Annotated in this window: 21 protein-coding genes; 11 read left to right on the forward strand and 10 right to left on the reverse strand. The window is 65.3% G+C overall.

Going from position 1 to position 20,911, the window contains the following annotated elements; all coding sequences use genetic code 11:
- The coding region (locus G3T14_RS17885; RefSeq protein ID WP_246733409.1) for a M23 family metallopeptidase at positions 1 to 1,526 on the forward strand (1,526 nt) is incomplete at its 5' end.
- 253 nt (positions 1,527 to 1,779) lie between these two features.
- Complete coding sequence (locus G3T14_RS17890) at positions 1,780 to 2,610, forward strand: hypothetical protein (protein WP_163643899.1); 831 nt, start codon at positions 1,780 to 1,782, stop codon at positions 2,608 to 2,610.
- 164 nt (positions 2,611 to 2,774) lie between these two features.
- Here G3T14_RS17890 and G3T14_RS17895 read toward each other — a convergent pair whose 3' ends face one another.
- Both G3T14_RS17895 and G3T14_RS17900 read right to left on the reverse strand, forming a co-directional pair.
- Positions 2,775 to 3,680, reverse strand: coding sequence for an alpha/beta hydrolase (locus tag G3T14_RS17895; protein WP_163643900.1), 906 nt, complete (start codon positions 3,678 to 3,680; stop codon positions 2,775 to 2,777).
- Between the two features lie 72 nt (positions 3,681 to 3,752).
- The gene (locus G3T14_RS17900; protein ID WP_163643942.1) at positions 3,753 to 4,619 is read right to left on the reverse strand and encodes a lytic transglycosylase domain-containing protein; all 867 of its coding nucleotides are present in this window, start codon (positions 4,617 to 4,619) and stop codon (positions 3,753 to 3,755) included.
- A gap of 175 nt (positions 4,620 to 4,794) precedes the next feature.
- Between G3T14_RS17900 and G3T14_RS17905 the strand changes: the two genes are divergently transcribed.
- The 4 genes from G3T14_RS17905 to G3T14_RS17920 all read left to right on the forward strand — a co-directional run bounded on the left by G3T14_RS17905 (position 4,795) and on the right by G3T14_RS17920 (position 8,214).
- The gene (locus tag G3T14_RS17905; RefSeq protein WP_163643901.1) at positions 4,795 to 6,423 is read left to right on the forward strand and encodes an ABC transporter ATP-binding protein; all 1,629 of its coding nucleotides are present in this window, start codon (positions 4,795 to 4,797) and stop codon (positions 6,421 to 6,423) included.
- Between the two features lie 8 nt (positions 6,424 to 6,431).
- The gene (locus G3T14_RS17910; protein WP_163643902.1) at positions 6,432 to 7,652 is read left to right on the forward strand and encodes a phosphopentomutase; all 1,221 of its coding nucleotides are present in this window, start codon (positions 6,432 to 6,434) and stop codon (positions 7,650 to 7,652) included.
- A 22-nt stretch (positions 7,653 to 7,674) separates the two neighbouring features.
- Positions 7,675 to 7,863, forward strand: a complete 189-nt coding sequence (locus tag G3T14_RS17915) for a DUF1192 domain-containing protein (protein WP_163643903.1) — start codon at positions 7,675 to 7,677, stop codon at positions 7,861 to 7,863.
- 147 nt (positions 7,864 to 8,010) lie between these two features.
- The gene (locus tag G3T14_RS17920) at positions 8,011 to 8,214 is read left to right on the forward strand and encodes a hypothetical protein (protein ID WP_163643904.1); all 204 of its coding nucleotides are present in this window, start codon (positions 8,011 to 8,013) and stop codon (positions 8,212 to 8,214) included.
- Between the two features lie 164 nt (positions 8,215 to 8,378).
- Here G3T14_RS17920 and G3T14_RS17925 read toward each other — a convergent pair whose 3' ends face one another.
- A complete protein-coding gene (locus tag G3T14_RS17925; RefSeq protein ID WP_163643905.1) occupies positions 8,379 to 9,473 on the reverse strand; it encodes a helix-turn-helix transcriptional regulator in 1,095 nt (364 codons plus the stop codon).
- Between the two features lie 349 nt (positions 9,474 to 9,822).
- Between G3T14_RS17925 and G3T14_RS17930 the strand changes: the two genes are divergently transcribed.
- The 5 genes from G3T14_RS17930 (at position 9,823) to G3T14_RS17950 (ending at position 13,354) form a co-directional block, all read left to right on the forward strand.
- On the forward strand, positions 9,823 to 10,461 hold the full coding sequence (locus G3T14_RS17930; RefSeq protein ID WP_163643906.1) for a TetR/AcrR family transcriptional regulator: 639 nt from the start codon (positions 9,823 to 9,825) through the stop codon (positions 10,459 to 10,461).
- Between the two features lie 94 nt (positions 10,462 to 10,555).
- Positions 10,556 to 11,014, forward strand: a complete 459-nt coding sequence (locus tag G3T14_RS17935; RefSeq protein WP_163643907.1) for a DUF2852 domain-containing protein — start codon at positions 10,556 to 10,558, stop codon at positions 11,012 to 11,014.
- Positions 11,015 to 11,182: 168 nt separating this feature from the next.
- The gene (upp, locus tag G3T14_RS17940) at positions 11,183 to 11,875 is read left to right on the forward strand and encodes a uracil phosphoribosyltransferase (RefSeq protein WP_246733410.1); all 693 of its coding nucleotides are present in this window, start codon (positions 11,183 to 11,185) and stop codon (positions 11,873 to 11,875) included.
- A gap of 70 nt (positions 11,876 to 11,945) precedes the next feature.
- Positions 11,946 to 12,956 carry an NAD(P)H-quinone oxidoreductase gene (locus G3T14_RS17945; RefSeq protein WP_163643908.1) on the forward strand — a complete coding sequence of 337 codons (1,011 nt, stop codon included), beginning with the start codon at positions 11,946 to 11,948 and terminating at the stop codon, positions 12,954 to 12,956.
- A 119-nt stretch (positions 12,957 to 13,075) separates the two neighbouring features.
- Positions 13,076 to 13,354 (forward strand): hypothetical protein, encoded by a 279-nt coding sequence (locus G3T14_RS17950; RefSeq protein ID WP_163643897.1) that lies wholly within the window; start codon positions 13,076 to 13,078, stop codon positions 13,352 to 13,354.
- A 92-nt stretch (positions 13,355 to 13,446) separates the two neighbouring features.
- Here G3T14_RS17950 and G3T14_RS17955 read toward each other — a convergent pair whose 3' ends face one another.
- From G3T14_RS17955 to G3T14_RS17985, 7 genes are all read right to left on the reverse strand, one after another.
- Positions 13,447 to 14,328 (reverse strand): 3-hydroxybutyryl-CoA dehydrogenase, encoded by an 882-nt coding sequence (locus G3T14_RS17955; RefSeq protein WP_163643909.1) that lies wholly within the window; start codon positions 14,326 to 14,328, stop codon positions 13,447 to 13,449.
- 202 nt (positions 14,329 to 14,530) lie between these two features.
- On the reverse strand, positions 14,531 to 15,481 hold the full coding sequence (locus G3T14_RS17960; protein WP_163643910.1) for an FAD-binding protein: 951 nt from the start codon (positions 15,479 to 15,481) through the stop codon (positions 14,531 to 14,533).
- 89 nt (positions 15,482 to 15,570) lie between these two features.
- Complete coding sequence (locus G3T14_RS17965; RefSeq protein ID WP_163643911.1) at positions 15,571 to 16,320, reverse strand: electron transfer flavoprotein subunit beta/FixA family protein; 750 nt, start codon at positions 16,318 to 16,320, stop codon at positions 15,571 to 15,573.
- A 245-nt stretch (positions 16,321 to 16,565) separates the two neighbouring features.
- Positions 16,566 to 17,138: a cob(I)yrinic acid a,c-diamide adenosyltransferase gene (locus G3T14_RS17970; RefSeq protein WP_163643912.1), complete on the reverse strand. Its 573-nt coding sequence runs from the start codon at positions 17,136 to 17,138 to the stop codon at positions 16,566 to 16,568.
- Positions 17,139 to 17,166: 28 nt separating this feature from the next.
- Positions 17,167 to 17,796 (reverse strand): acyloxyacyl hydrolase, encoded by a 630-nt coding sequence (locus tag G3T14_RS17975; RefSeq protein ID WP_163643913.1) that lies wholly within the window; start codon positions 17,794 to 17,796, stop codon positions 17,167 to 17,169.
- A gap of 123 nt (positions 17,797 to 17,919) precedes the next feature.
- A complete protein-coding gene (locus G3T14_RS17980) occupies positions 17,920 to 18,105 on the reverse strand; it encodes a twin transmembrane helix small protein (RefSeq protein ID WP_163643914.1) in 186 nt (61 codons plus the stop codon).
- Between the two features lie 110 nt (positions 18,106 to 18,215).
- The gene (locus tag G3T14_RS17985; protein ID WP_163643915.1) at positions 18,216 to 20,885 is read right to left on the reverse strand and encodes a TIGR02302 family protein; all 2,670 of its coding nucleotides are present in this window, start codon (positions 20,883 to 20,885) and stop codon (positions 18,216 to 18,218) included.
- Positions 20,886 to 20,911 lie beyond the last annotated feature (26 nt).

Consider the following 20,911-nt stretch of genomic DNA (forward strand, 5'->3'; position numbering starts at 1 on the left):
TCACAGGCGGAGTCAGGCCGTCAACGACAAGGGTTCAAACTGATAGATGCTCAGCCCCCGAGCCGACGAATGTTCTTTCGGCCTGCAGGCGTGACCGCAATGCTTCCTGCCGACTTTCGTCGATCTCTGAACTGCCTCGATCGGCCACCCACCGGTCTTTGTGCAATACGCTGACACGCCGGGGGCATTTGTCCTCCGTTCTTCCTTTAGCGCAGGAGCGTCTGTACACATGCGTCGCTGATCGTGTCCTTCGCTCGATGCGGTCGGTGCGGCACGTCGAGTCCCTGTTGCCGCCCAGAGGATCTCTCATGCGCTTCCTGGCTCTCGCCCGCGCCGTGTCCATCCTCGCTCTCTTGCAAGGCGGAGCCGCGAGTGCCGCGGAGACCGGACGACAGGGAGCCGCCGAGGCGCCGGTCATGACGCCGCTGGTCGCCGATGTGCTGGCACCACCGCGTGTGGTTCCGATGTCCGACGGTCGCAACCACCTCGTCTACGAGCTTCGCCTATCGAATGTGCTGGACGGGCGCTTCGACCTGACGCGCCTTTCCGTCCTCGACGGCGGCTCTGGCCGGCCACTTCTGGTGCTCGACCGGGACGCGATCGGTCGACGCCTGTCGCTCGGCGGGCGCCGCGGCAGCGAGACAGCCTCGCTCGGCGCTTCCCAGTTCGGAATTGTCTTCCTCCACGTCAGCCTCGATGACGGGGCACGCGTGCCCGAGACGCTCGTCCACGAGATCGATGGTTTTGCCGAGCCACTGAAATCTGCGTTGTCGATGCGGGTCGCCGAAACTCCGGTAATCGATAAACCACTTCCCGTATTTGGGGCCCCGCTACGGGGACAAGGGTACATCGCAGGGGATGGATGCTGCGACTCCATCCGGCATGTCCGCGCCCTCCTGCCGCTCAATGGTGGCTTCCGGTTGGCGCAGCGCTTCGCCATCGACTGGGAAAAGCTCGATGACGAGAACAGGATCGTGCGAGGCGACCTGAAGGATGTGAGGAACTACGTCATCTATGGTGAGCCCGTGTTGGCCGTGGCCGACGGCGCGGTAGTCGGCGCGCGCAACGATCTGCCTGACCAGATACCAGGGGCGCTCCCTTCGAATCTCGCCATCGCCGAGGCGGACGGAAACTTCGTCGTGATCGATATCGGCGCCGGAGCATTCGTGCTCAACGCCCATCTGAAACCCGGAAGCGTCAAGGTACGCGTGGGTGATCGGGTGACGCGCGGCACGCCGATCGGCGAGGTCGGTAACAGCGGCAACAGCCAAGCACCGCATCTTCACCTGCACGTCATGGACGGCCCGGATGGTCTTGTGGCGAACGGTCTGCCGTATGTGTTCGAGGCTTTTACTATTTCGGCAGAGGCAGCGGCGGGGACTGCGGATTTCGATCAGGCGGAGGCGACCGGCGCACCCCTGACCCTGACTCGCAAGTCACCTGCGCTCATCGTGCGCAAAGCCCTGCCCGTCGACCTCTCGATCGTGGATTGGCAAGCGCCGCTCTCGGAGCGTGGGACACCGTAGCGTCCGATCCGAGGGGCCGACACCGACGCATTCGCAGCACGGCGCGCGTCATAGCCTGCGCTTGCTCGGACGCGCCATCGCGCCGTTCAGAGTAAGGATTGGTCCCCGAGCGCTCCGACGCGGCGACCTGGCGCTGATGCTCGAGCAGGCGCGGAGTACAGACGCCCTGGATAATTGATGCTCTCGGCAGATTGTTATTCGTTTGCGCGATAGTCCTCAGTCCACGAACAACACCCGAGTCCGATGGTCGACCATGAACGTCATTCTGATCCGGTCTCTCGACATGGCGCTTCTCAGCGTGTGGGTCGGAATCTGTGCAGCCGTTCCCGAGATCATCTGGCAGGGCGGGAAACTCCTGCTCGACCATGGCGAGATCGAGGAATTCTTGATCTCGGCGCTGCTGGTCGGGATGATGCTCGCGTTCTTCGTCGAGCCGCTGACGGAGCGGATCAAGGCGCGATCCTGGTCGGCCCATCACCACGCCCAAGGCTGGACCTTCGTCACCATCTTGGTCGCAATCCTGTTCGGTATGGTCACCGTGTGCATTCACCAATGCATCGACACCCTGCTCCACAACAAGAGCACGTCATCTTTGCAAGAAACTACCGGCCTTCACGAGGCAATTCGCATCGTTGTGCAGTGGGCTTTCATTCCCACGATCTTCACCATCGTCTGGTTCATTGGACTGAAAAACCGCCGCCTCGGCAACCTATTGATCTTCTTCGCGTCCATACTCGTTATGCTGGTAACGAAATTGGGTTTCCAATGGCATATCTACAACGCCGCCAGCTCGACCATCGTCGGAGCACTGGCCTCCCTACTGGTGATCAATTTTGCCAGCTGGGGTCGATTTTTTTATGCAAGCGGAAACTATCACCTATCGATCAGTGCCGGCTTCTGTTTTGGCCTCTGCACGCTGATCATAATGTTTATCAATTACTACGTCATAAAGATCGATTACGATGGTCTGGATTACGGCGAAGATGCGAGATTTTACCTCGGATGGGCCTTGGGCCTATCGTTCCTACCGGACCTTTATCGTAAAACAAAGTATTCAGACGCGGTAGATTCTCGACGAGTTTGAACTCGGCAATAATCGATCATTTATTAAAAAAATCCAGGCAGCAGGATATTGACTTGCGGGCAGATCTCGGAAGCTTTTGAAATCGCAAAACAAGCCGAGGAAATCTCTGTGGCTTGATCGCCCGATCTTCGCCGACTTGTACAGATTACGATTCAAAAAAACGCTCAGCGCGCCATGGCCCGGGCCTGCGGCCGCTCGCCGGAATATTGCTTGAGGAAGGCGGCCATCTCGGCGAGTTCAGGGGCCTTCGCGCGGAACGCCACCGAGAGCGCCAGCAGCGTGTCGGCATGGTCGAGGCCTGGATAGACCCGTTCCTGTACCGGCACACGGGCCTCGCGCAGGCGGGCGGCCAGATTCTGGGTGTTGCGGGGCCGTACCGTGGTGTCGCCGTCGCCGGTGGCCAGGAAGGTCGGCGGCGAGTGGGCGCTGGCGAACGTGATCGGCTGGGTCGCCGCCTTGTCGGGAGCTTCGCCGAACAGTTCGGTGGCGGTGCCCTGGTCGAGGGGCAGAAAATCGTAGGGGCCGGAGAGACCAGCCACCGCACGGACGATCTTGGGTTCGACGCCGGCCTTGCGCAGGTAGCGTGGATCGAACCCGAGCATCGCGGCATTGTAGGCGCCGGCCGAATGGCCTGCGAGGACGATCCGGCTCGGGTCGCCGCCATAGGCCGCGATGTTGTCGCGCACCCAGGCTATCGCCCTGGCGCCGTCATCGAGAAAATCGGGGAAGCGCACCTCCGGATAGAGCCGGTAATCGGGCAGCACCGTCACGAAGCCCTGGGCAGCCAGCGCTTGGCCGACGAACTCGTAGTCTTCCTTCGCGCCGTTCTTCCAGGACCCACCATAGAAGAACACCAGGACCGGGGCACCACCGGTCGCGGCCACGGGGGTGTATACGTCGACCCGCTGTCGCTTGTGCGGACCGTAGGCCGCGTTCTTCAGGGCGAGTTTGCCGCCGCTGTCGCGCGGGCCGATCGCGTCGAACAGCGCGAGCGGCGAACAGGCGGTGATGCCCAATGCGGCGAGGGCAAGAACGGTGAGACTGGCGAAAACGGCTAGAATGCGGGTCATGCATCTCTCAGAGCGGAACAGTTCATCCCTGTGACAGGGCGCACACGGCGCTTTCATGGCCAAATTGGTGCGTCACGTCCGCAACACGAGACAAGCGCCGCCCGCGCCGCGAATCTTGCCGCACAACGCATCGGCGGCGGCCCGGCTCTGAGCGGGAATACGGATGCGGTAGAAGGCGCGTGTCCCGCGATTGCGCAGCCGGGTCCCGATGATCATCGGACGGACGTCGCCGATCACGCTGGTGTAGAGCTGGCGTGCCCGCCCGAAACTCTGCAGCGCGAGCGCCTTCGAGAAGTTGCCGGCGAGCTGGATGCCCCAGGGCGCCGCCGGCCCTTCGTTGCCGCCGATGGCGAAGCGATCGCCGCGGGACGGAATGCGCAACAGGGCCGTGACCTGGAGGCAGGTCTTTTCCGACTCCGGCTTTGCTATGGGGCCGACAGCATCCTTCTCCTGTGCCGGCATTTCGACGCCGGCGCCGGCGCGCCATTCTTCGGCGGGCGCACCGGTGATCGCCAGGACATAAGTGCGCGTCTCCGCCGGAAGGCCGCCGGTCCCGGCAAGCCAAGCCGAGACCCGGCCGGGACCACCATTGTAGGCCGCCGCCGCGAGACCGAGATTGCCGAATTGCCGGTTCAGGTCGGCCAGCAGGTGCGCCGCATGCGGGATCGCCTGCTCCGGATCGAACGGGTCGGTGAGGCCGCGTTCGCGCGCCGTACCGGGCATGAACTGCGCCACCCCTTGCGCCCCGACGGGGCTTACGGCGCCCACGCGAAAACTGCTCTCGCGCCAGATCAGGCGGGTCAGGAACGGCACCGGCAGCCCGCGCGCCTTGGCCGATCCCTCGATCAGCCGGCACAGAGCCTGTTCGACGGTCTCGGTCGCCCCCTCGGTCACGGCGGCCGAGGCCGGTGGCGACGCCGCGCAGCCGAGCGCGGTCACGAGGAGGGCGGAGAAAAAGACAGGGATGCGAAGCAAAGTCACGTCCGGGTTGTAGCGCGGGTCGCGCTGCGATCAATCGCCTGATCGTTCGCCGTTCGGCCTGGGCCGCGCTATAACCCCAATGCCTCCCGAAATTCGCACCTGCCCGCCCTGAAACCGAGTGCCCCTCAGCCCGATGACCGACCCGCTGCTCGACGTCCAGGATCTGTCGGTGGCCTTCCGTTCGCGGGAGCGCGAGACCTTGGCGGTCGACCGCGTCAGCTTTTCGATCTCGGCCGGCGAGACCCTGGCTCTGGTGGGCGAATCAGGATCCGGCAAGTCGGTGACGGCGCTCTCGATCCTGCGCCTGCTCGATGGCGGCGCGCATCATCCGGGCGGCCGCATCCTGTTCAAGGGGCGGGATCTGCTCTCCCTGCCGGAGCGCCACTTACGCAGCATCCGGGGGGCGGACATCACGATGGTGTTCCAGGAGCCGATGACCTCGCTCAACCCGTTGCACAGCATCCAGCGCCAAATCGGCGAGGTGCTGGAGGTGCATCGCGGCCTTTCGGGCCGGGCGGCGCGGGCACGCATCCTCGAACTGCTCGACCTCGTCGGCCTGCGCGATGCCGAGCGCCGCCTCAACGCCTACCCGCACGAACTCTCCGGCGGCCAGCGCCAGCGCGTGATGATCGCCATGGCGCTCGCCTGCGAGCCCGACCTGCTGGTGGCCGACGAACCGACGACGGCCCTCGATGTCACCGTGCAGGCACAGATCCTCACGCTGCTCGCCGACCTGCAGAAACGGCTCGGCATGGCGATGCTGTTCATCACCCACGACCTCGGCATCGTGCAGCGCATCGCCACCTCGGTCTGCGTCATGCTCGCCGGACGCATCGTGGAGGCAGGTGCCACCGCCGAGGTTTTTGCGAAGCCTCAGCACGAATACACGCGGCGTCTACTCGCCTCCGAGCCGAAGGGCCGCGCCAATCCGGTGCCTGAGGGCGCGCAGGACCTCCTAGAGGCCGGGCCCCTGAAGGTCTGGTTTCCGATCCGCGAAGGGTTTTGGCGGCGGACCACCAGCCACGTGAAGGCGGTGGACGGCGTCGCCCTGCGGGTACGCGAGGGCGAGACCGTTGGCGTGGTCGGAGAATCGGGCTCTGGCAAGACCACGCTGGGCCTCGCGCTGCTCCGGCTGACGGGTTGCGAGGGGCCGATCGTCTTCCTCGGTCACTCCATCGCCGGGCTTCCGCCCTCCGCCATGCGGCCGTTCCGGCGCGACATGCAGGTGGTATTTCAGGACCCCTACGGCTCGCTCTCGCCGCGCATGACCGTGGCCGATATCGTCGCCGAAGGACTCGTGGTCCAAGGAGCGGTGAAATCCCGGGCCGAGCGTCAGGCGGTGGTCGCCGCGGCGTTAATCGATGTCGGCCTCGATCCGGCGACGATGGACCGCTACCCGCACGAATTCTCCGGCGGCCAGCGCCAACGCATCGCCATCGCCCGAGCCATCGTGCTCAAGCCGAAATTCGTCGTGCTCGATGAGCCGACCTCGGCGCTGGACCGCTCGGTGCAGGCCCAGATCGTCACCTTGCTGCGCGACCTCCAGCGCGAACGTAAGCTCGCCTACCTGTTCATCAGCCACGACCTGAAAGTGGTTCGGGCGCTGGCGAACTACGTCCTCGTCATGCAGAACGGGCGCGTGGTGGAGGAGGGACCGGCGGAGACGATTTTTTCGGCGCCGCAGACCGCGTATACACGCGCGCTGTTCGCCGCCGCCTTCGATCTTCAGAGCGACGCGGTCGCCGACGCCGTTCCGGTCTGAAAGCGACCATGCCGCGCGCGCTTCTCATCGTCCTCGATTCCGTCGGTATCGGCGGCGCTCCCGATGCGGCCCGTTACGGCGACACCGGGTCCGACACGCTCGGCCATATCGCGGAAGCCTGCGCCACCGGTGCCGGCGACCGGGCGGGCCTCCGGTCCGGCGCGCTACGGCTCCCGAACCTCGCCGCCCTCGGCCTTGGGCTGGCGGCACAGGGTGCGACAGGACGCGTGCCGCCCGGCCTCGCCATCGCGGTGGCGGCGGAGGGCGCTTATGGCCACGCCATCGAGACGGCGGCCGGCAAGGACACCCCGTCGGGGCATTGGGAGATCGCGGGCGTCCCGGTGCTGGAGGATTGGGGGCACTTTCCGGACACGGTGCCGGCGTTTCCGGCGGCGCTCATCGACGATCTGATCGCGCGTGCCGCTCTTCCCGGCATCCTCGGAGATTGCCATGCCGCCGGCGTGCCGATCATCGAGCGTCTCGGCGCCGAGCATGTTCGGACAGGACAACCGATCTGCTACACGTCGGCCGACAGCGTCTTTCAGATCGCCGCCCACGAGGAGCATTTCGGCCTGGATCGGCTCTATACCCTGTGTCGTGTCGCGCGCGACCTCTGCGATCCCTACCGCGTCGGGCGCGTCATCGCCCGACCATTCGTCGGTTCGGCCGAGGACGGCTTCCGGCGCACCGCCAACCGTAAGGATTATGCGGTTCAGCCGCCGGGAGAGACACTGCTCGACCGGCTCGATTCGGCTGGACGCGCCGTGATCAGCGTCGGCAAGATCGGGGACATTTTCGCCCATCGCGGGACCGGACGCGAGATCAAGCCCGCCGGGAATGCCGCCTGCCTCGACGCGGCTCTGGCGGCGTTCCGTGACCTCCCGGATGGCGGCCTCGTCTTCCTCAACCTTGTGGATTTCGACACCGAATACGGCCACCGCCGCGACGTGGCGGGCTACGCCGCCGAGCTCGAAGCCTTCGATGCGCGCGTACCAGCCATCCGCGCCGGCCTGCGCACCGGCGACCTCTGTCTGATCACCGCCGACCACGGCAACGACCCGACATGGCATGGCACCGAGCACACCCGCGAGCAGGTGCCGATTCTCGCCTTTGGGCCCGGCATCGCACCAGCCGCCCTCGGTGGGCGCGCGACGTTCGCCGATATCGGTGCCACGATTGCGAATCATCTGCACATCGCACCTCTGGCGGCGGGACACGCCTGGTGGTGAGCTATTACGGGGCAAACGGGCCATGATGGACGACGAAGACAGGCCACGCCGCCCGGTGACGCACACCGTCGGCGAGGCGCTGGACGCCTTGTCGGTGGAGGAAATCGGCGATCGGATCGCGCTTCTGACCCGCGAGATCGAGCGCCTCCAAGCCACCAGATCCACCAAGGAGGCCGCGCGCGACATTGCCGGCTCGATCTTCAAGTTCTGAGCAGAATGAGCGCTCCACGCCGCAATCGAAAGTCAGTGCCCGACAAAATCTCCGCCAGCGATGCTCGCATACATACCATCACCCAAACAGGGGATGAAGAATGCAACGGTTGAGGCTCCAATGCGGTCGACTTGTTGGGGGGCAACCATGCAGGCATTGTGGAACATCGCACCGTGGATGCGCCGGCGAGCGCAGCGGCATCTCGAACGCGGCAGCAGCATGAGGGTGGTTCAATACATCCTCAGTTCGGCCGGATCCGACTCGGCCAAGGCCATCGAAACACCGGTGACCACAGTCGAGCCGTCAGCCCACAACATCATCCTGTTCAGAGCGCTCAAGCAATATTCGTGACGAGCACAGGTCGATAGCCGGTGAGGCTTTCGGCCGTCATCTGGTCTGTCTGACTGTCGAGCATGCAGAGCTCCGGCACGCAGTGTGACATTGCGAGCCAATAGCGTTGCAACGCGGGTCGGCAGGTCGCGACTGCCGATCGATGGCAGATCTGGCACTCGTCCCTAACGCGCCAGACCAAATCCCGAGATCAGGCGGGCGAGGTCGACCTGTCGGGTCACGCCCGTCTTGGCGAAGGTCGCTTTCACCTGCGATCGGATCGTCTCGAGGCTGACCCCCTGCGCCGCGGCCAGGGCCGAGAGCGTCAAACCGCCAGCAATGCCACGAGCGATGCGTGCCTCGGCTGCCGTGAGGTCGAACAGACCTTCCAACAATTCGGCTCCGGGTACCTGTGTCGGCATGACCGGCGTCATCACCATCAGCAACGCACTACCGGCGAAGATGTCGCGCGCCAGACCGCGCATGGGGATGAGGTGCGCCACCATTGCCGGGGCATCGCCGTCCGGCAGGATCGGGATCGAGCGGGATTCGAGCTCTCGACCAGCCCCGAGAGCGTCGGCCAGAAGCGCGTCGGCGCGTGGGCTGGCAAACGTGATGCGCTCGCGCTTGTCACGCACGATTCGCGGAATGAGCTGCGCAAACAGGGCATTGGCGGTCTGCAACGTGGAGCTATGGGTGAGGATGGCAGCCGGCAGACCCAGCATTTCGAGGGCCTCGACCGCCGCTTTCACACGCTCGAGCTTCAACCGGGCAGAGAGCAGGGCGGCACGTCCGAGGTGCGGACGCAGAGAATCCAGAATTTCGGTGGCGGCCCGCGGAACTGGGCCATCGGCGTAGCGGCGCTCGATGCTGAAGATCAGCGTATCGCCCGTCGGCAACGGAAACGCCGTGGCCGTCCCCCAACCCAGACCACGGGGCCGAAGAAAATCACGGATCAGACCGTCGTTTTCGAGTTCCTTGGCCGAGTAGACATCCTCTTCCAAGATGAAGCCGGCATGTCGGGCATCGAGGAGCTTCTGTGTCCGGGTTCCGACCTTGGCCCATCCACCCGACGCGAAATCTTCCATCAACCCGTCGAGCGCTGGAGAACTCAGCCAGCGCAGGTTCTTCATATCGGCCGCGAGAAGGATCGTGCCTTCTGCGCCGGCGATCCGCGCCAAATGATCGAGGACGTCGGGCCACTGATCTGGCACGACGGCAGCCTCGTAGATCAGGTCCTTCAGCGCTTCGAGCGGTGATCTCGCTGCTTTTGTCGACATATCGAGGAGTCTCGAAGGAAGAGCGTCCGCCGGCTCACGGTACGTAATCGCACGAACGAGCCCTCCTTCAACCGGCAAGTATTGATCGATTCAGCCGCGGCCGCCCCAAGCTGGGCATTTTTCCGCACGTGAGGGAATCTTGTCACCAAACCGTGATCTCGATTGAACGCGAGCGTAACCGATATTGTTGCGAAGCGAGACAACCGGCCCGCGAAATCGGCGGACGACGACGATTTCTTCGCGCCGATCCGACCCCGCGGCGGCCAAAATGGTCTACGGACTTCCCGAAGCCTGAACCTTATGGCCGCTGGTCCGGTATCTCTCCCCGGATATCGGCGAGGAGTGAGACTTGCGACCCTGGCGAGACGGACCGGGAGACCGGCGTAGCTATCATCACGGCAACCTCAAGGAGGCGCTGATCGAGGCTGCACGCCGGTTCATCGCCGAGCGCGGGGTCGGCGGCTTCACGCTCGTCGATGCCGCGCGTCTCGTCGGCGTTACCCCTGCCGCACTCTATCGTCACTTTCGCGGACGCGAGGCCCTCTTGGAGGAGGTTGCCGGCCGCGGGTTCGCCGATCTTGCCGAACGTCTCGCGCGCGCGCTCTCCGCACGCGGAACGCCGCTGGAGCGATTCACGCGGATGGGCGAGGCCTACCTCGCCTTCGCCGAGGAGGAGCCGGGCTATTACGCGGCGATCTTCGAGACACGTGGGCTCGCGGCCAACGTCCCCGACACGGAGATCGCGGAACGGCCGAGCCCGTTCGATCTCCTGGTGGACGCCCTGCAATCGACCTTCCCTGAGGGCTTTGGTGGTGTCGCCCCCCGCTTCATTGCTCTGGAAGTCTGGGCGCTTTCGCATGGGCTGGCGACGCTCGCTGCCTCCGGCCATCTGCCCAGGGGACCGGGTGTCCCGGACAAGTACGAATTGTTGCGGGCCGGCGTCCTCGCCCTTGTTCACGGGGCGGCCAGCGACAGATCCCGGGTCTGACACAGCCAAAACGTCGCACCTGCGCTCCCCCTTGAAAGCCCACTAAGCCATCCGCATGTGAATGTTGTTCACATTGACATCGGAGACGTGAGCCGTGAGCTTTTCCTCGACTTCCCCTTGGGCCACCGGCAAAGCCTGCCGCAGCGGTCCGTTTCCTCGCCGCTCCTTCGAGATCGGCGCCATCGTCGTCGGCTTCATCTATTGGTGGCCGTTGGCAGCCGCCTACGTCGCCTGGAAGGTTGCGGGCTATCCGGCGCTCGGTGAGTTGCGCGGCTGGAAGAACCGCGCCGAGGCGTGGCAGGCCGGCGCTGGCCGTTCGCGCTTCGCCGCCGCATTCGACGCCGCCAATGGCGGCGGCAATACCGGTAACCGTGCCTTCGACGAGTATCGCCGCAGCGAGCTCGATCGGCTCGACGCCCAGCGCAAGGCGCTTCAAGAGGAGAGCCGGGCCTTCGCCGAATTCGTCGAGGAGCTGAAGCGCGCCAAGGACCGCGAGCAGTTCGACGCCTTCATGGCCAAGCGCCGCAGCGCCGACGCCAGGCGCAACGTCTGATCGTCTTCGCACGCGTCGAGGGGCTTCCGGTCTGTCAGGCCGGAAGCCCTTTTTGTTGCGCGGTGTCGCGCGGAGGGCTCCGGCTCACTTCCGCCCAAGGCGGAAGGATGGTCTAGACACCGCACCCCGGTCTCACCGATCATCCCGGGGGCGACGGGAGAGCGGACGATGGTGGATGCGGACGGCAGGATTGCCGCGACGAACGCTCCCGAGAGGACGCATCCTGCGACCAAGGCTCCCGTGACGGTGGTCGGCCACCCGCTGGTCCAGCACAAGCTCACGCTGCTGCGTCAGGTCGAACGGTCCACCAAGGGGTTTCGCCAGATCCTCAACGAGATCGGCATGCTGCTCGCCTACGAGGTGACCCGGGACCTGCCGCTCGAACCCATCACCATCCAGACGCCGATCCAGGCCATGGAGGGCCGGCAAATCTCCGGCAAGAAGCTCGTGCTCGCGCCGATCCTGCGCGCCGGCGTCGGCTTCCTCGACGGCATGCTGTCTCTGGTGCCCTCCGCCCGCGTCGCCCATGTTGGGCTCTATCGCGACCCCGAGACGCTCGAGGCGGTGGAATATTACTTCAAGGCGCCCTCCGATCTGGCCGACCGTACCGTGATGGTGCTCGACCCGATGCTGGCGACGGCGAATTCCGCCGTTGCGGCGATCAACCTTCTGAAGGCGCGCGGAGCGCACGATCTGCGCTTCGTCTGCCTGCTCGCGGCGCCCGAAGGCATCGCTCGGTTGCAAGCCATCCATCCCGACGTCCCGGTCTGGACCGCCGCCATCGACAGCCATCTGAACGACCACGGCTATATCGTGCCGGGTCTCGGCGATGCCGGCGACCGGATGTACGGCACCCGCTGAAAGGTCGGCGTGCCCTTGCCAACCAGCCCGTTGGCCGCACATGACCGGGCGAGCGACGAGGACCATCCCGATGACAGCATCCCTACCCGAGACCATGCGCCAGATCCGGTTCACCCAAGCGGGTGGCCCCGATGTCCTTGCGGTTGAGACGGTGCCGCTTCCGCAGGCCGGACCAGGACAGGTGCTGATCGAGGTGGTGGCGGCCGGGGTGAACCGGCCCGACATCCAGCAGCGCGAAGGCAAGTATCCGCCGCCGAAAGGGGCCACTGAAATTCCCGGCCTGGAAGTCGCAGGGCGGATCGTAGCGCTTGGCGACGGCGTCGACGGGCTTGCCCTCGGCGACGAGGTCTGCGCGCTGACGATCAGCGGCGGCTACGCAGAGTTCGCGGTGGCGGAAGCCGGCCAATGCCTGCCGCGGCCGGCCCCGCTCTCGCTCATCGAAGCGGCGGGCATCCCGGAAACCTATTTCACGGTCTACAGCACCGTCATCGAGCGCGGCCGTTTGAAGGCTGGCGAGACGTTCCTCGTCCATGGCGGATCGAGCGGGATCGGCTCCACCGCGATCCAGATCGCCAGACATCACGGCGCTCGGGTCTTCGCCACGGCGGGGTCGGACGCAAAATGCGATTTCTGCCGTGATCTCGGAGCAGATGCGGCGATCAACTATCGTGAGGCGGATTTCGTCGAGGAGGTGAAGCGTCTCACTGACGGTAACGGTGTCGACGTCATCCTGGACATGGTGGGTGCACCGTACCTCACCAAGAATCTCTCGGCGCTCGCCGTCGAGGGGCGTCTCGTCCAGATCGCCTTCATGCAGGGCTATAAGGTCGATGCCTTCAGCATGACGCCGATCATGATGAAGCGACTAACCTTCACCGGCGCCACTTTACGGGCCCGTCCGAAATCCGAGAAGGCTGCGATCGCGCAAGGTCTTGCCCGCGACGTGTGGCCGCTTCTCGAGGCGGGTACGATCAAGCCGATCATCCATGCGACTTTCCCGCTGGAGGACGTGCGCAGCGCGCACGAGCTGATGGAATCGAGCACGCATCTCGGCAAGATCCTGCTCGTGACGGGCCGCTAACGCCCTGCGGTCATATCGGCCAGGAACTCTCCAATCGAACACGGCGTTTGACGATCATCACAACAACCGATGGTCGAACGTCGTGCCGCGACCGGTATGACGCATCAACGAGGGTATCGATGGCAGAACAGCTTCACGGACAGGACGCGCGTCAAGGTCGGAAGGGCAAGCCGGTTCTCATCGTCTTGATCGCCAGTCTGGCGCTCCTTGCAGTGGCGATGGTGGGCCTGATGTCGTGGCAGGGTGCGAAATCCCCGCCGGATTACGCCAGCCAGACACCGGCCGGCGCGCAGAACCCGACCGCATCGACGCAGCCGAACAAAGGCTTGAAAACCGACGTTCCGTCGAGCACTGGCAGCACAATTCCGGCCTACACGCAGCCGTCCTCGCCGCGCTGAACCTTGGAGCTGAGCTGAACCTTGGAGCTGAAACGAAAGGAAGCCGGCCCCGTCGCCACGGAGCCGGCTTTCTCGTTTCGAAATTCGTGAGTTCAGCGGGTCGGGACCGGGGTCTCACCACGGTAATCGTAGAAGCCGCGCTTCGACTTGCGGCCGAGCCAGCCGGCCTCGACGTACTTCACCAGAAGCGGGCAGGGGCGATATTTCGAATCCGCCAGCCCCTCGTAGAGTACCTGCATCACGGACAGGCAGGTATCGAGGCCGATGAAATCGGCCAGCTGCAGCGGACCCATCGGATGATTGGCGCCGAGCCGCATGGCGGTGTCGATGGATTCTACAGAGCCGACACCCTCGTACAGTGTGTAGATCGCCTCGTTGATCATCGGCAGCAGGATGCGGTTGACGATGAAGGCCGGAAAATCCTCCGACATGGTCGAGGTCTTGCCGAGCTTGGCGATGAACGCCTTGGCCGACTCGTAGGTCGGGTCTTCCGTGGCGATGCCGCGGATCAGCTCGACGAGCTGCATCACCGGCACCGGATTCATGAAGTGGATGCCGATGAACCGCTCGGGCCGGTCGGTGGAGGCGGCAAGCCGCGTAATCGAGATCGACGACGTGTTGGTGGCGACCAGCGCATCGGGCTTCAGTGATGCGCACAGGGCGCTGAAGATCTGGCGCTTAATCGCCTCGTCTTCGGTGGCTGCTTCGATGACGAGGTCGCATGGAGCGAGATCGTCGAAGGTGTTCGCTGCGACGATGCGGGAGACGGCGCTGCGACGCTCCTCGTCGGCAATGGTCCCCTTGGAAACCTGCCGGGCGAGGTTTCCATCGATGGTGGCGAGGCCGCTGTTGATTCTGGCGGGGTCTCGGTCATTGAGCCGGACATCTAGGCCGGCCATGGCGCAAACCTGGGCGATGCCGCTGCCCATCTGACCGGCGCCGATGATTCCCACCGTCCTGATATCGATGCCCATCGCTTGAACTCGCACCCTCGAGACGCGGCCCAAGCCGTCACCGGACCTGCGCCCGGCGCCAGAGAACTCCTGCGCCTATGAAAACTTCGCGTTGCACCAATGTCGTAGATCATTTCCTGGCTCAGGTGCAGCCCGGACGATCGCGTAAAACACGCGATCCAGCGCGCCAATGCACACCGGATCGCGAAAAATCGGCCGTCTGTCAGCCCTTGGCTTTGAGAATGGCGGCCTGAAGGGCCGGCACCACCTGGAACAGGTCGCCGACGAGCCCGTAATCGGCCACCTGGAAGATCGGGGCATCCTCGTCCTTGTTGATGGCGACGATGACCTTCGAGTCCTTCATGCCGGCCAGATGCTGGATCGCGCCGGAAATGCCCACGGCGACGTACAGATCCGGCGCCACGACCTTGCCGGTCTGCCCGACCTGCCAGTCGTTCGGGGCGTAGCCGGCATCCACCGCCGCCCGCGAGGCACCCACGGCCGCACCGAGGGAATCGGCGAGCGGCTCGATCAGCTCCTTGAACTTGTCGGCCGAGCCGAGCGAACGGCCGCCGGATACGATGATCTTGGCGGCGGCCAATTCGGGGCGATCGGACTTGGCGATCTCCTCGCCCTTGAAGGTCGAGGCACCGGCGGCGGGCGCTGCGGCTTGAACCGGCTCCATAGCGGCGGCCGCGCCGCCCTCCACTGCCGGTTTGAAGGCGGCGGTCCGCACCGTGATGACCTTCTTGCCGGCACCGGCCTGCACGGTCTGGATCGCGTTGCCGGCATAGATCGGCCGCTCGAACGTGTCGGGCGAGACCACCGTGATGATGTCGGAAATCTGAGCCACGTCGAGCAGAGCGGCGACGCGTGGCAGGACGTTCTTGCCGGTGGTGGACGCCGCCGCAATGACGACATCGTAGGGCTCGGCGATCGCGACGATGAGCGCTGCGGTGGGCTCGGCCAGGGCATGATCGTAAGCGGCGTCTTCGCCGATCAGGACCTTTTCGATGCCGTCGAGCTTGGCCGCGGCCTCGGCCGCGGGTCGGCAGCCGGCGCCGAGCACCAGAGCGTGAACGGGGGCGCCGAGTTGGGTCGCGGCGGTCAGGGCCTTAAGGCTGCCGTCGCGGACTGCGCCGTTATCGTGCTCGATGAAGAGGAGAGTGGCCATCGTATGCGTCTTAACCTCGGATCATGGACCGGCGACGGCCCGTCGCTTCTGGAGCGCCGGGCCATCGGGCGCGGTGAGGGGAGAAGGGCTCAGATGACCCCGGCTTCGACCTTGAGCTTCTCGACCAGAGCCTCGGCCGACTCGACCTTGACGCCCGCTTTGCGGCCAGCCGGCTCGACGGTCTTCAGCACGGTGATCCGCGGCGTGACGTCGACGCCGAGGGCGTCGGGAGTCATCTCCTCCAGCGGCTTCTTCTTGGCCTTCATGATATTGGGGAGGGAGGCGTAGCGCGGCTCGTTGAGACGCAAATCCGTCGTCACGATCGCTGGTAGCGTGAGGGTGACGGTCTGCAGACCACCGTCGACCTCACGCGTCACGTCGATGGTGTCGTCGCCGAATTCGAGCTTGAACGCGAAGGTACCCTGCGGCCAGTCGAGCAGTGCCGCCAGCATCTGACCGGTCTGGTTGGAATCGTCGTCGATGGCTTGCTTCCCGAGGATGACGAGGCCGGGGGCCTCCTTCTCGACGATGGCCTTGAGGATCTTGGCCACGGCCAACGGTTCGACGAGGCCATCGGTCTTCACCAGGATCGCCCGGTCGGCACCCATGGCAAGCGCCGTGCGCAAGGTTTCCTGAGCCTGCTGCGGCCCGATCGAGACAGCGACGATCTCGGTAACCTTGCCCTTCTCCTTGAGACGGATGGCCTCCTCGACGGCGATCTCGTCGAAGGGATTCATCGACATCTTGACGTTGGCGAGGTCTACGCCCGAACCGTCGGCCTTGACCCGGATCTTGACGTTGTAATCGACGACCCGCTTGACGGGCACCAGAACCTTCATGGCGTTCGCAATCCTCCACGCGGATTTTTTGGAGGAGGGCCGGCGCAGCGCGCGGCGGAACACCGGATCGACCGGCGAACCTGAACCCTCACGTTAAGGCGGCGGACCGTAACGGGCTCATTTCGACCTTGTCAACGCGTGTCCACCGGCGTCGCAGCCCAAGGTGTCCGAGTGAACGCGGAACGATGGAACGAAGACCGAAGCGTCGGCCAAGGTCGCGGCCCTGAAAGCCTCGGCGTCAGGCCTCAGCGATTCTTGCCGGGAACCCATAATACGTCGTCGGCGCCGTTGGCATTGGCCGTGCGGCTCGCAACGAACAGGAAGTCGGAGAGCCTGTTGAGGTATTGCAGCGCTTCGGCCGAGACGATCTCGCCCTCCACAGCCGCCAGGGCGACGGCGAGGCGCTCAGCCCGTCGGCAAACGGTGCGAGCGAGATGGAGATTAGCGGACGCGGCGGAGCCGCCCGGGAGCACGAACGATTTCAGCGGCGACAGCTCGGCATTGAGCGTGTCGATATCGCTCTCGATGCGCTTCACCTGCGCAGCCACGATCCGCAGCGGCTCGTATTTCGGCGGCTCGGCACTCTCCGGCGTCGCGAGGTCGGCGCCAAGATCGAATAGGTCGTTCTGGATCATTCCGAGCATCGCATCGAGCGCGGGCTCGGCGTGGAGCCGGACGAGACCGATGCAGGCGTTGGTCTCGTCTACCGTCCCGTAGGTCTCGACCCGGAGATCGGCCTTGGACCGGCGCTCGCCGCTCGCCAGCGCCGTCGACCCCTTGTCGCCGGTGCGGGTATAGATGCGATTGAGCGTGACCAAAGCGTTATCCGTGACGGTGGGTGTCGGTTCAGAAGGTGTAGCCGAGCTTCCCGCCGTAATTGGTCAGGCCCCGGTTGTTGTCACACAGGCCGGCATTCGACATGTGCTCGATGGTGGCCATGATGCTCCAATGTTCGCTGAGACGGAAGCCCAGAGCGGCCGCCTCACGGAACATCGGCGAACATCCCAAGGTGTTGAACCCGTAGGGCGTACCGGATTTCGGGCCGGTATAGCCGTTATGGGCGACACCACCGAAGAAGCCGTCCAGGAAGACGCGACGTCCGAAGGTCTCCGGGAAGAGGTCGACGGTCCAGGTACCACCGATATAGGCGTAGCTTGTGCGGCCGCCGGTGTTGTAGCTGCCGCCCACGGTCGGACGCGGAACGAAGGCCTGCCAGAACGGGTCAGCGCTGACGACCGGCTTGGCGAACAGGACTTCACCGTTCACGTTCTCGGTGCTGAAACCCTTCAGCTTGCCCTCGGCGCTACCGGGATCCTGCACCGAGCCGCCGATGCGGATCTCGGAGACGATGCTCAACGGCTGGACCGGGCTCGCATAGGCGGCGGGCATCGCGTTGCGCAGATCGGCGGCGTCGACCGGAGCGACAGCGCTCAGTGCGAGCGCAGCGGCAACAAGGCGGGTGGAAATCGCATGCATCGATGGCGGGTCCGGTTGAACCGGATCTGTCTAGCATGGCTCAAAAGGACCGCGTCAGACTGATGGAGCGCTATTCATCCATCTGCACACCGATAGATTATCGGTGAGACCTCGCAGCCACACTCAGGCGGAGCGCCACCACACCACGCTCATGATCACCACGATGGCGACGAACTGCAACAGCACTCGCAGCCGCATCAGTTTCTGAGACGTATTGGCGCTACCGCCCCGCGTCATGTTCACGAGGCCGAGCAGCAGCACGATGGCCACCGCAACGCAGGCGGCCAGGACGAGGGTGTTGGTGGACATCACGGCGTCGGATCCTGCAGCTCTCGGGTCGTCGCTTCATATGGATCGGGCAATCACTCCGGCATAGGGGGCAGACCGCACCGGGAGGCCCATCGATCCGTCTCCCTGCGTCAGTTCCGGCGCAGCAATCGCTCGAAGTAATCGAGTTCCTCGCGCGGGCGGCTCGGGTCACCGAGCTTGCGCCGCAGTTCCTCCATGATCCGGCGCGTGCGCTGGACAGCAGACTCATCGGCAGTGGGGACGCGGGCGTTGCCGTTCGACATGTCGCGACCCTTGGTCGGGCGACCGAGCGGATCGTCTTCGCGGTTGCCGGCCTGGCCCTGCTGGCTCGGGTTCTGGCCGCCCTCCTGCTCGCCTTCACCTTCCCCTTCCCCTTTCCCTTTCCCTTCGGCCATGTCCTGCATCTGTTTCTGCATTCCCTCGGCGCCCTTCTTGAGCCCGTCGAGGGCACGGCCCTGGGCCTCGACGGCGTCGCCTTCCTTGCCCTGGCCGAGGGCGCCTTCGGCCTCACGCATCGCCTCCTCGGCATCCGACAGGCCGTCTTCGCCCTGCATGCCGAGTTCCTTCATGCGGTTCTGGAGATCTTGAAGCCGTTCGCGCAAGGCCTGCTGGCGGTCGCCGACACCGCCCTGGCCCTTCTGGCCTTGGCCTTTCTGCCCCTGCTCGCCTTGGCCCTGCTGACCTTGGCCCTGTTGACCTTGGCCCTGTTGACCGGGCGGCCCCCTCTGCCCATTCGGCGACTGGCCTTGCTGACCGCGCTGCGGGCGCTGGCCTTGCGGGGGCCGCCCCTGCTGAGCACCGTTCTTGTCCTGACCGTCCTTGAACGTCTCGTCGCGCAGGCCCTGCTGCTCGCGGGCGAGCTTGTCGAGTTCGTCTGCCTGCTTGCTCATCTCGCGGGCGCTCGGATCGGACTTGCCCCCTTGCTCGGCGGTCTGGAGGTTCTCGAGGATCTCGCGCAACTGGTCGAGCAGGCGTTGGGCTTCCGCCGTATCGCCGCGCTTCATCGCGTCGGCCATGTCCTTGAGCATCTTGTTGAGATCGTCCGGCGTCACGGTCTTGCCACCCTGCTTCGGGGGTGACTTCTCGCCGGGCGGCTTCTGCTGCTTGTTCTGACGTTCGGCCATGTTCTTCATGAACTTGTCGAGCGCCTGCTTAAGATCCTCGGTGAGCTTCTTGATCTCTTCGTCGGGTGCGTTGCGCTCGATGGCCTGCTTGAGGTTGTCCTGCGCCGCGCGGAGGCTCTTCTCGGCGTCGGAGAGGTCACCGTCCTCGATCTTCAGCGCCATCTCCCACAGCAGATCGGCGACCTCCACCACCGTCTCGTCGCTGCGGGCTGCCCGCAGGCGGCGCGATGCGGTCTTGAGCCCGAGGAAGATGCTCGGCTGCGGCGTGAAACGGTCGGGGGTGATCAACAACGCATCGAGCGCAGTCTGTACGCGGCCGCGGCTTTCGTCGGGTGCGGTGATCAGGCGGCGGCGCTCTTCGGCAAGCGCTCGAGCCAGGGGTTGGGAGAAAATCCGCGCCGGCAGTACGACCTCGGCCGTGGGCGTACGGCCCTCCTGGCCAGCCTCGTCCTTGACCACCAGTGTGAGGCGCACGCGCGCGCCGGACCACGGGTTGTCGGTGAGGTCGACCAGGGTCTTGGTATCGGTCTCGCCGCTCGGATCGCCGGGCAGCGCCAAGCCGATCCGGGGCGGGGGCACGAGGCTGCGGCCGGCACCGAGCGGCTCGACGACGCCTTCGGCCGAAGCGATTCCGTAATCGTCCTTCGCCCGATACGTCAGGTTGAAGGTGCCGCGCGCATTCACCTCGAGGGCGCCGATCCGACGCACTTCCGGGGGGGTATCGGGGATCGTCTCGACCACGAGGTGCTGAACCGGCGCCCCCCCGGTGGCGATGGTGAGGTCCGCCACACCGCCGGTGAGCTGGAATCGGTCCTCCCGCAGGTCGGCATGCGGTGGCTTACCGGGAAGCGGCTTAAGCCCTGCCTTCGTGGTCAGCACGGCTTCGCCATGGCCGGCGATGCGCACGATCAGGGTCGAATTGACGGGCGCGCGCAGGCGCTGCTCGGTCCCGCTCATGGTCACCACGAGAGGTGGCAGGCGGGTGTAGAGCGGGGGGTCGATCCAGCCGTCGACGCGGAAACTCGGGCCGGGCAGGGGCGGCGTCTGCCAGTCGAAGGCGGTACCGACGCGCTGGCGCCATTCGGAACCGGCGACGAACAGGCTGGCCACCGCTCCGACCAGGATCGCGGCACGCAAGGCAAAGGGGTCTCGGCGCGACATGGCCGGGCGTGGTGCGCCGGGCGACAGCCGCGCTACGACGGCGGCGGAGCGGCGCCGGTGCAGCGCCCAGAGAGCCTGGGTCTCCGGATCGCCGGTGCCGACGGCGAGCGTATCTTCGACGGCCGAAGCCGGACCGTGATCCAGGGCGCCACCATCCTGGCGGCCTGCGGCCTCGCGATCGATCCGGGTCAGGGCTTCACGCCGGGTCGGACGCCGAATCAAAACGAGGGGGGCGAGGGCGGCCAGGAATGCCAATCCGAACACCGCAAGCCCCAGCATCCGCCAGATCGGACCGAGATCGAGCCACAGCCCGAGCCAGGACACGACGAGAAAGGCGAGGCCCACGGCGAGCCCGCGCCAGAGGATCGGCCAAGCCTGTTCCCACAAACCTGCCGCCTGCGAGCCGACCACGAGCCGGTCGAGGCGCCGACGCAAGGCGGCCTCGCCCGAGGTCGATTGCGTCTTGCCGGAGGTCGCCGGATCGGCCTCGCCCATCGTGTCAGCTTCCTGCGAGCGGAGCC

Source organism: Methylobacterium sp. BTF04 (assembly GCF_010692745.1).
GTDB lineage: Bacteria > Pseudomonadota > Alphaproteobacteria > Rhizobiales > Beijerinckiaceae > Methylobacterium.

What these genes read in the sequence shown, in the direction of transcription:
- G3T14_RS17890 (WP_163643899.1), top strand. Translation starts at nt 1,780, where the DNA reads ATGAACGTCATTCTGATCCGGTCTCTCGACATGGCGCTTCTCAGCGTG.
- G3T14_RS17895 (WP_163643900.1), bottom strand. Translation starts at nt 3,680, where the DNA reads ATGACCCGCATTCTAGCCGTTTTCGCCAGTCTCACCGTTCTTGCCCTC.
- G3T14_RS17905 (WP_163643901.1), top strand. Translation starts at nt 4,795, where the DNA reads ATGACCGACCCGCTGCTCGACGTCCAGGATCTGTCGGTGGCCTTCCGT.
- G3T14_RS17910 (WP_163643902.1), top strand. Translation starts at nt 6,432, where the DNA reads ATGCCGCGCGCGCTTCTCATCGTCCTCGATTCCGTCGGTATCGGCGGC.
- G3T14_RS17915 (WP_163643903.1), top strand. Translation starts at nt 7,675, where the DNA reads ATGATGGACGACGAAGACAGGCCACGCCGCCCGGTGACGCACACCGTC.
- G3T14_RS17920 (WP_163643904.1), top strand. Translation starts at nt 8,011, where the DNA reads ATGCAGGCATTGTGGAACATCGCACCGTGGATGCGCCGGCGAGCGCAG.
- G3T14_RS17925 (WP_163643905.1), bottom strand. Translation starts at nt 9,473, where the DNA reads ATGTCGACAAAAGCAGCGAGATCACCGCTCGAAGCGCTGAAGGACCTG.
- upp (WP_246733410.1), top strand. Translation starts at nt 11,183, where the DNA reads ATGGTGGATGCGGACGGCAGGATTGCCGCGACGAACGCTCCCGAGAGG.
- G3T14_RS17945 (WP_163643908.1), top strand. Translation starts at nt 11,946, where the DNA reads ATGACAGCATCCCTACCCGAGACCATGCGCCAGATCCGGTTCACCCAA.
- G3T14_RS17950 (WP_163643897.1), top strand. Translation starts at nt 13,076, where the DNA reads ATGGCAGAACAGCTTCACGGACAGGACGCGCGTCAAGGTCGGAAGGGC.
- G3T14_RS17955 (WP_163643909.1), bottom strand. Translation starts at nt 14,328, where the DNA reads ATGGGCATCGATATCAGGACGGTGGGAATCATCGGCGCCGGTCAGATG.
- G3T14_RS17960 (WP_163643910.1), bottom strand. Translation starts at nt 15,481, where the DNA reads ATGGCCACTCTCCTCTTCATCGAGCACGATAACGGCGCAGTCCGCGAC.
- G3T14_RS17965 (WP_163643911.1), bottom strand. Translation starts at nt 16,320, where the DNA reads ATGAAGGTTCTGGTGCCCGTCAAGCGGGTCGTCGATTACAACGTCAAG.
- G3T14_RS17975 (WP_163643913.1), bottom strand. Translation starts at nt 17,796, where the DNA reads ATGCATGCGATTTCCACCCGCCTTGTTGCCGCTGCGCTCGCACTGAGC.
- G3T14_RS17980 (WP_163643914.1), bottom strand. Translation starts at nt 18,105, where the DNA reads ATGTCCACCAACACCCTCGTCCTGGCCGCCTGCGTTGCGGTGGCCATC.
- G3T14_RS17985 (WP_163643915.1), bottom strand. Translation starts at nt 20,885, where the DNA reads ATGGGCGAGGCCGATCCGGCGACCTCCGGCAAGACGCAATCGACCTCG.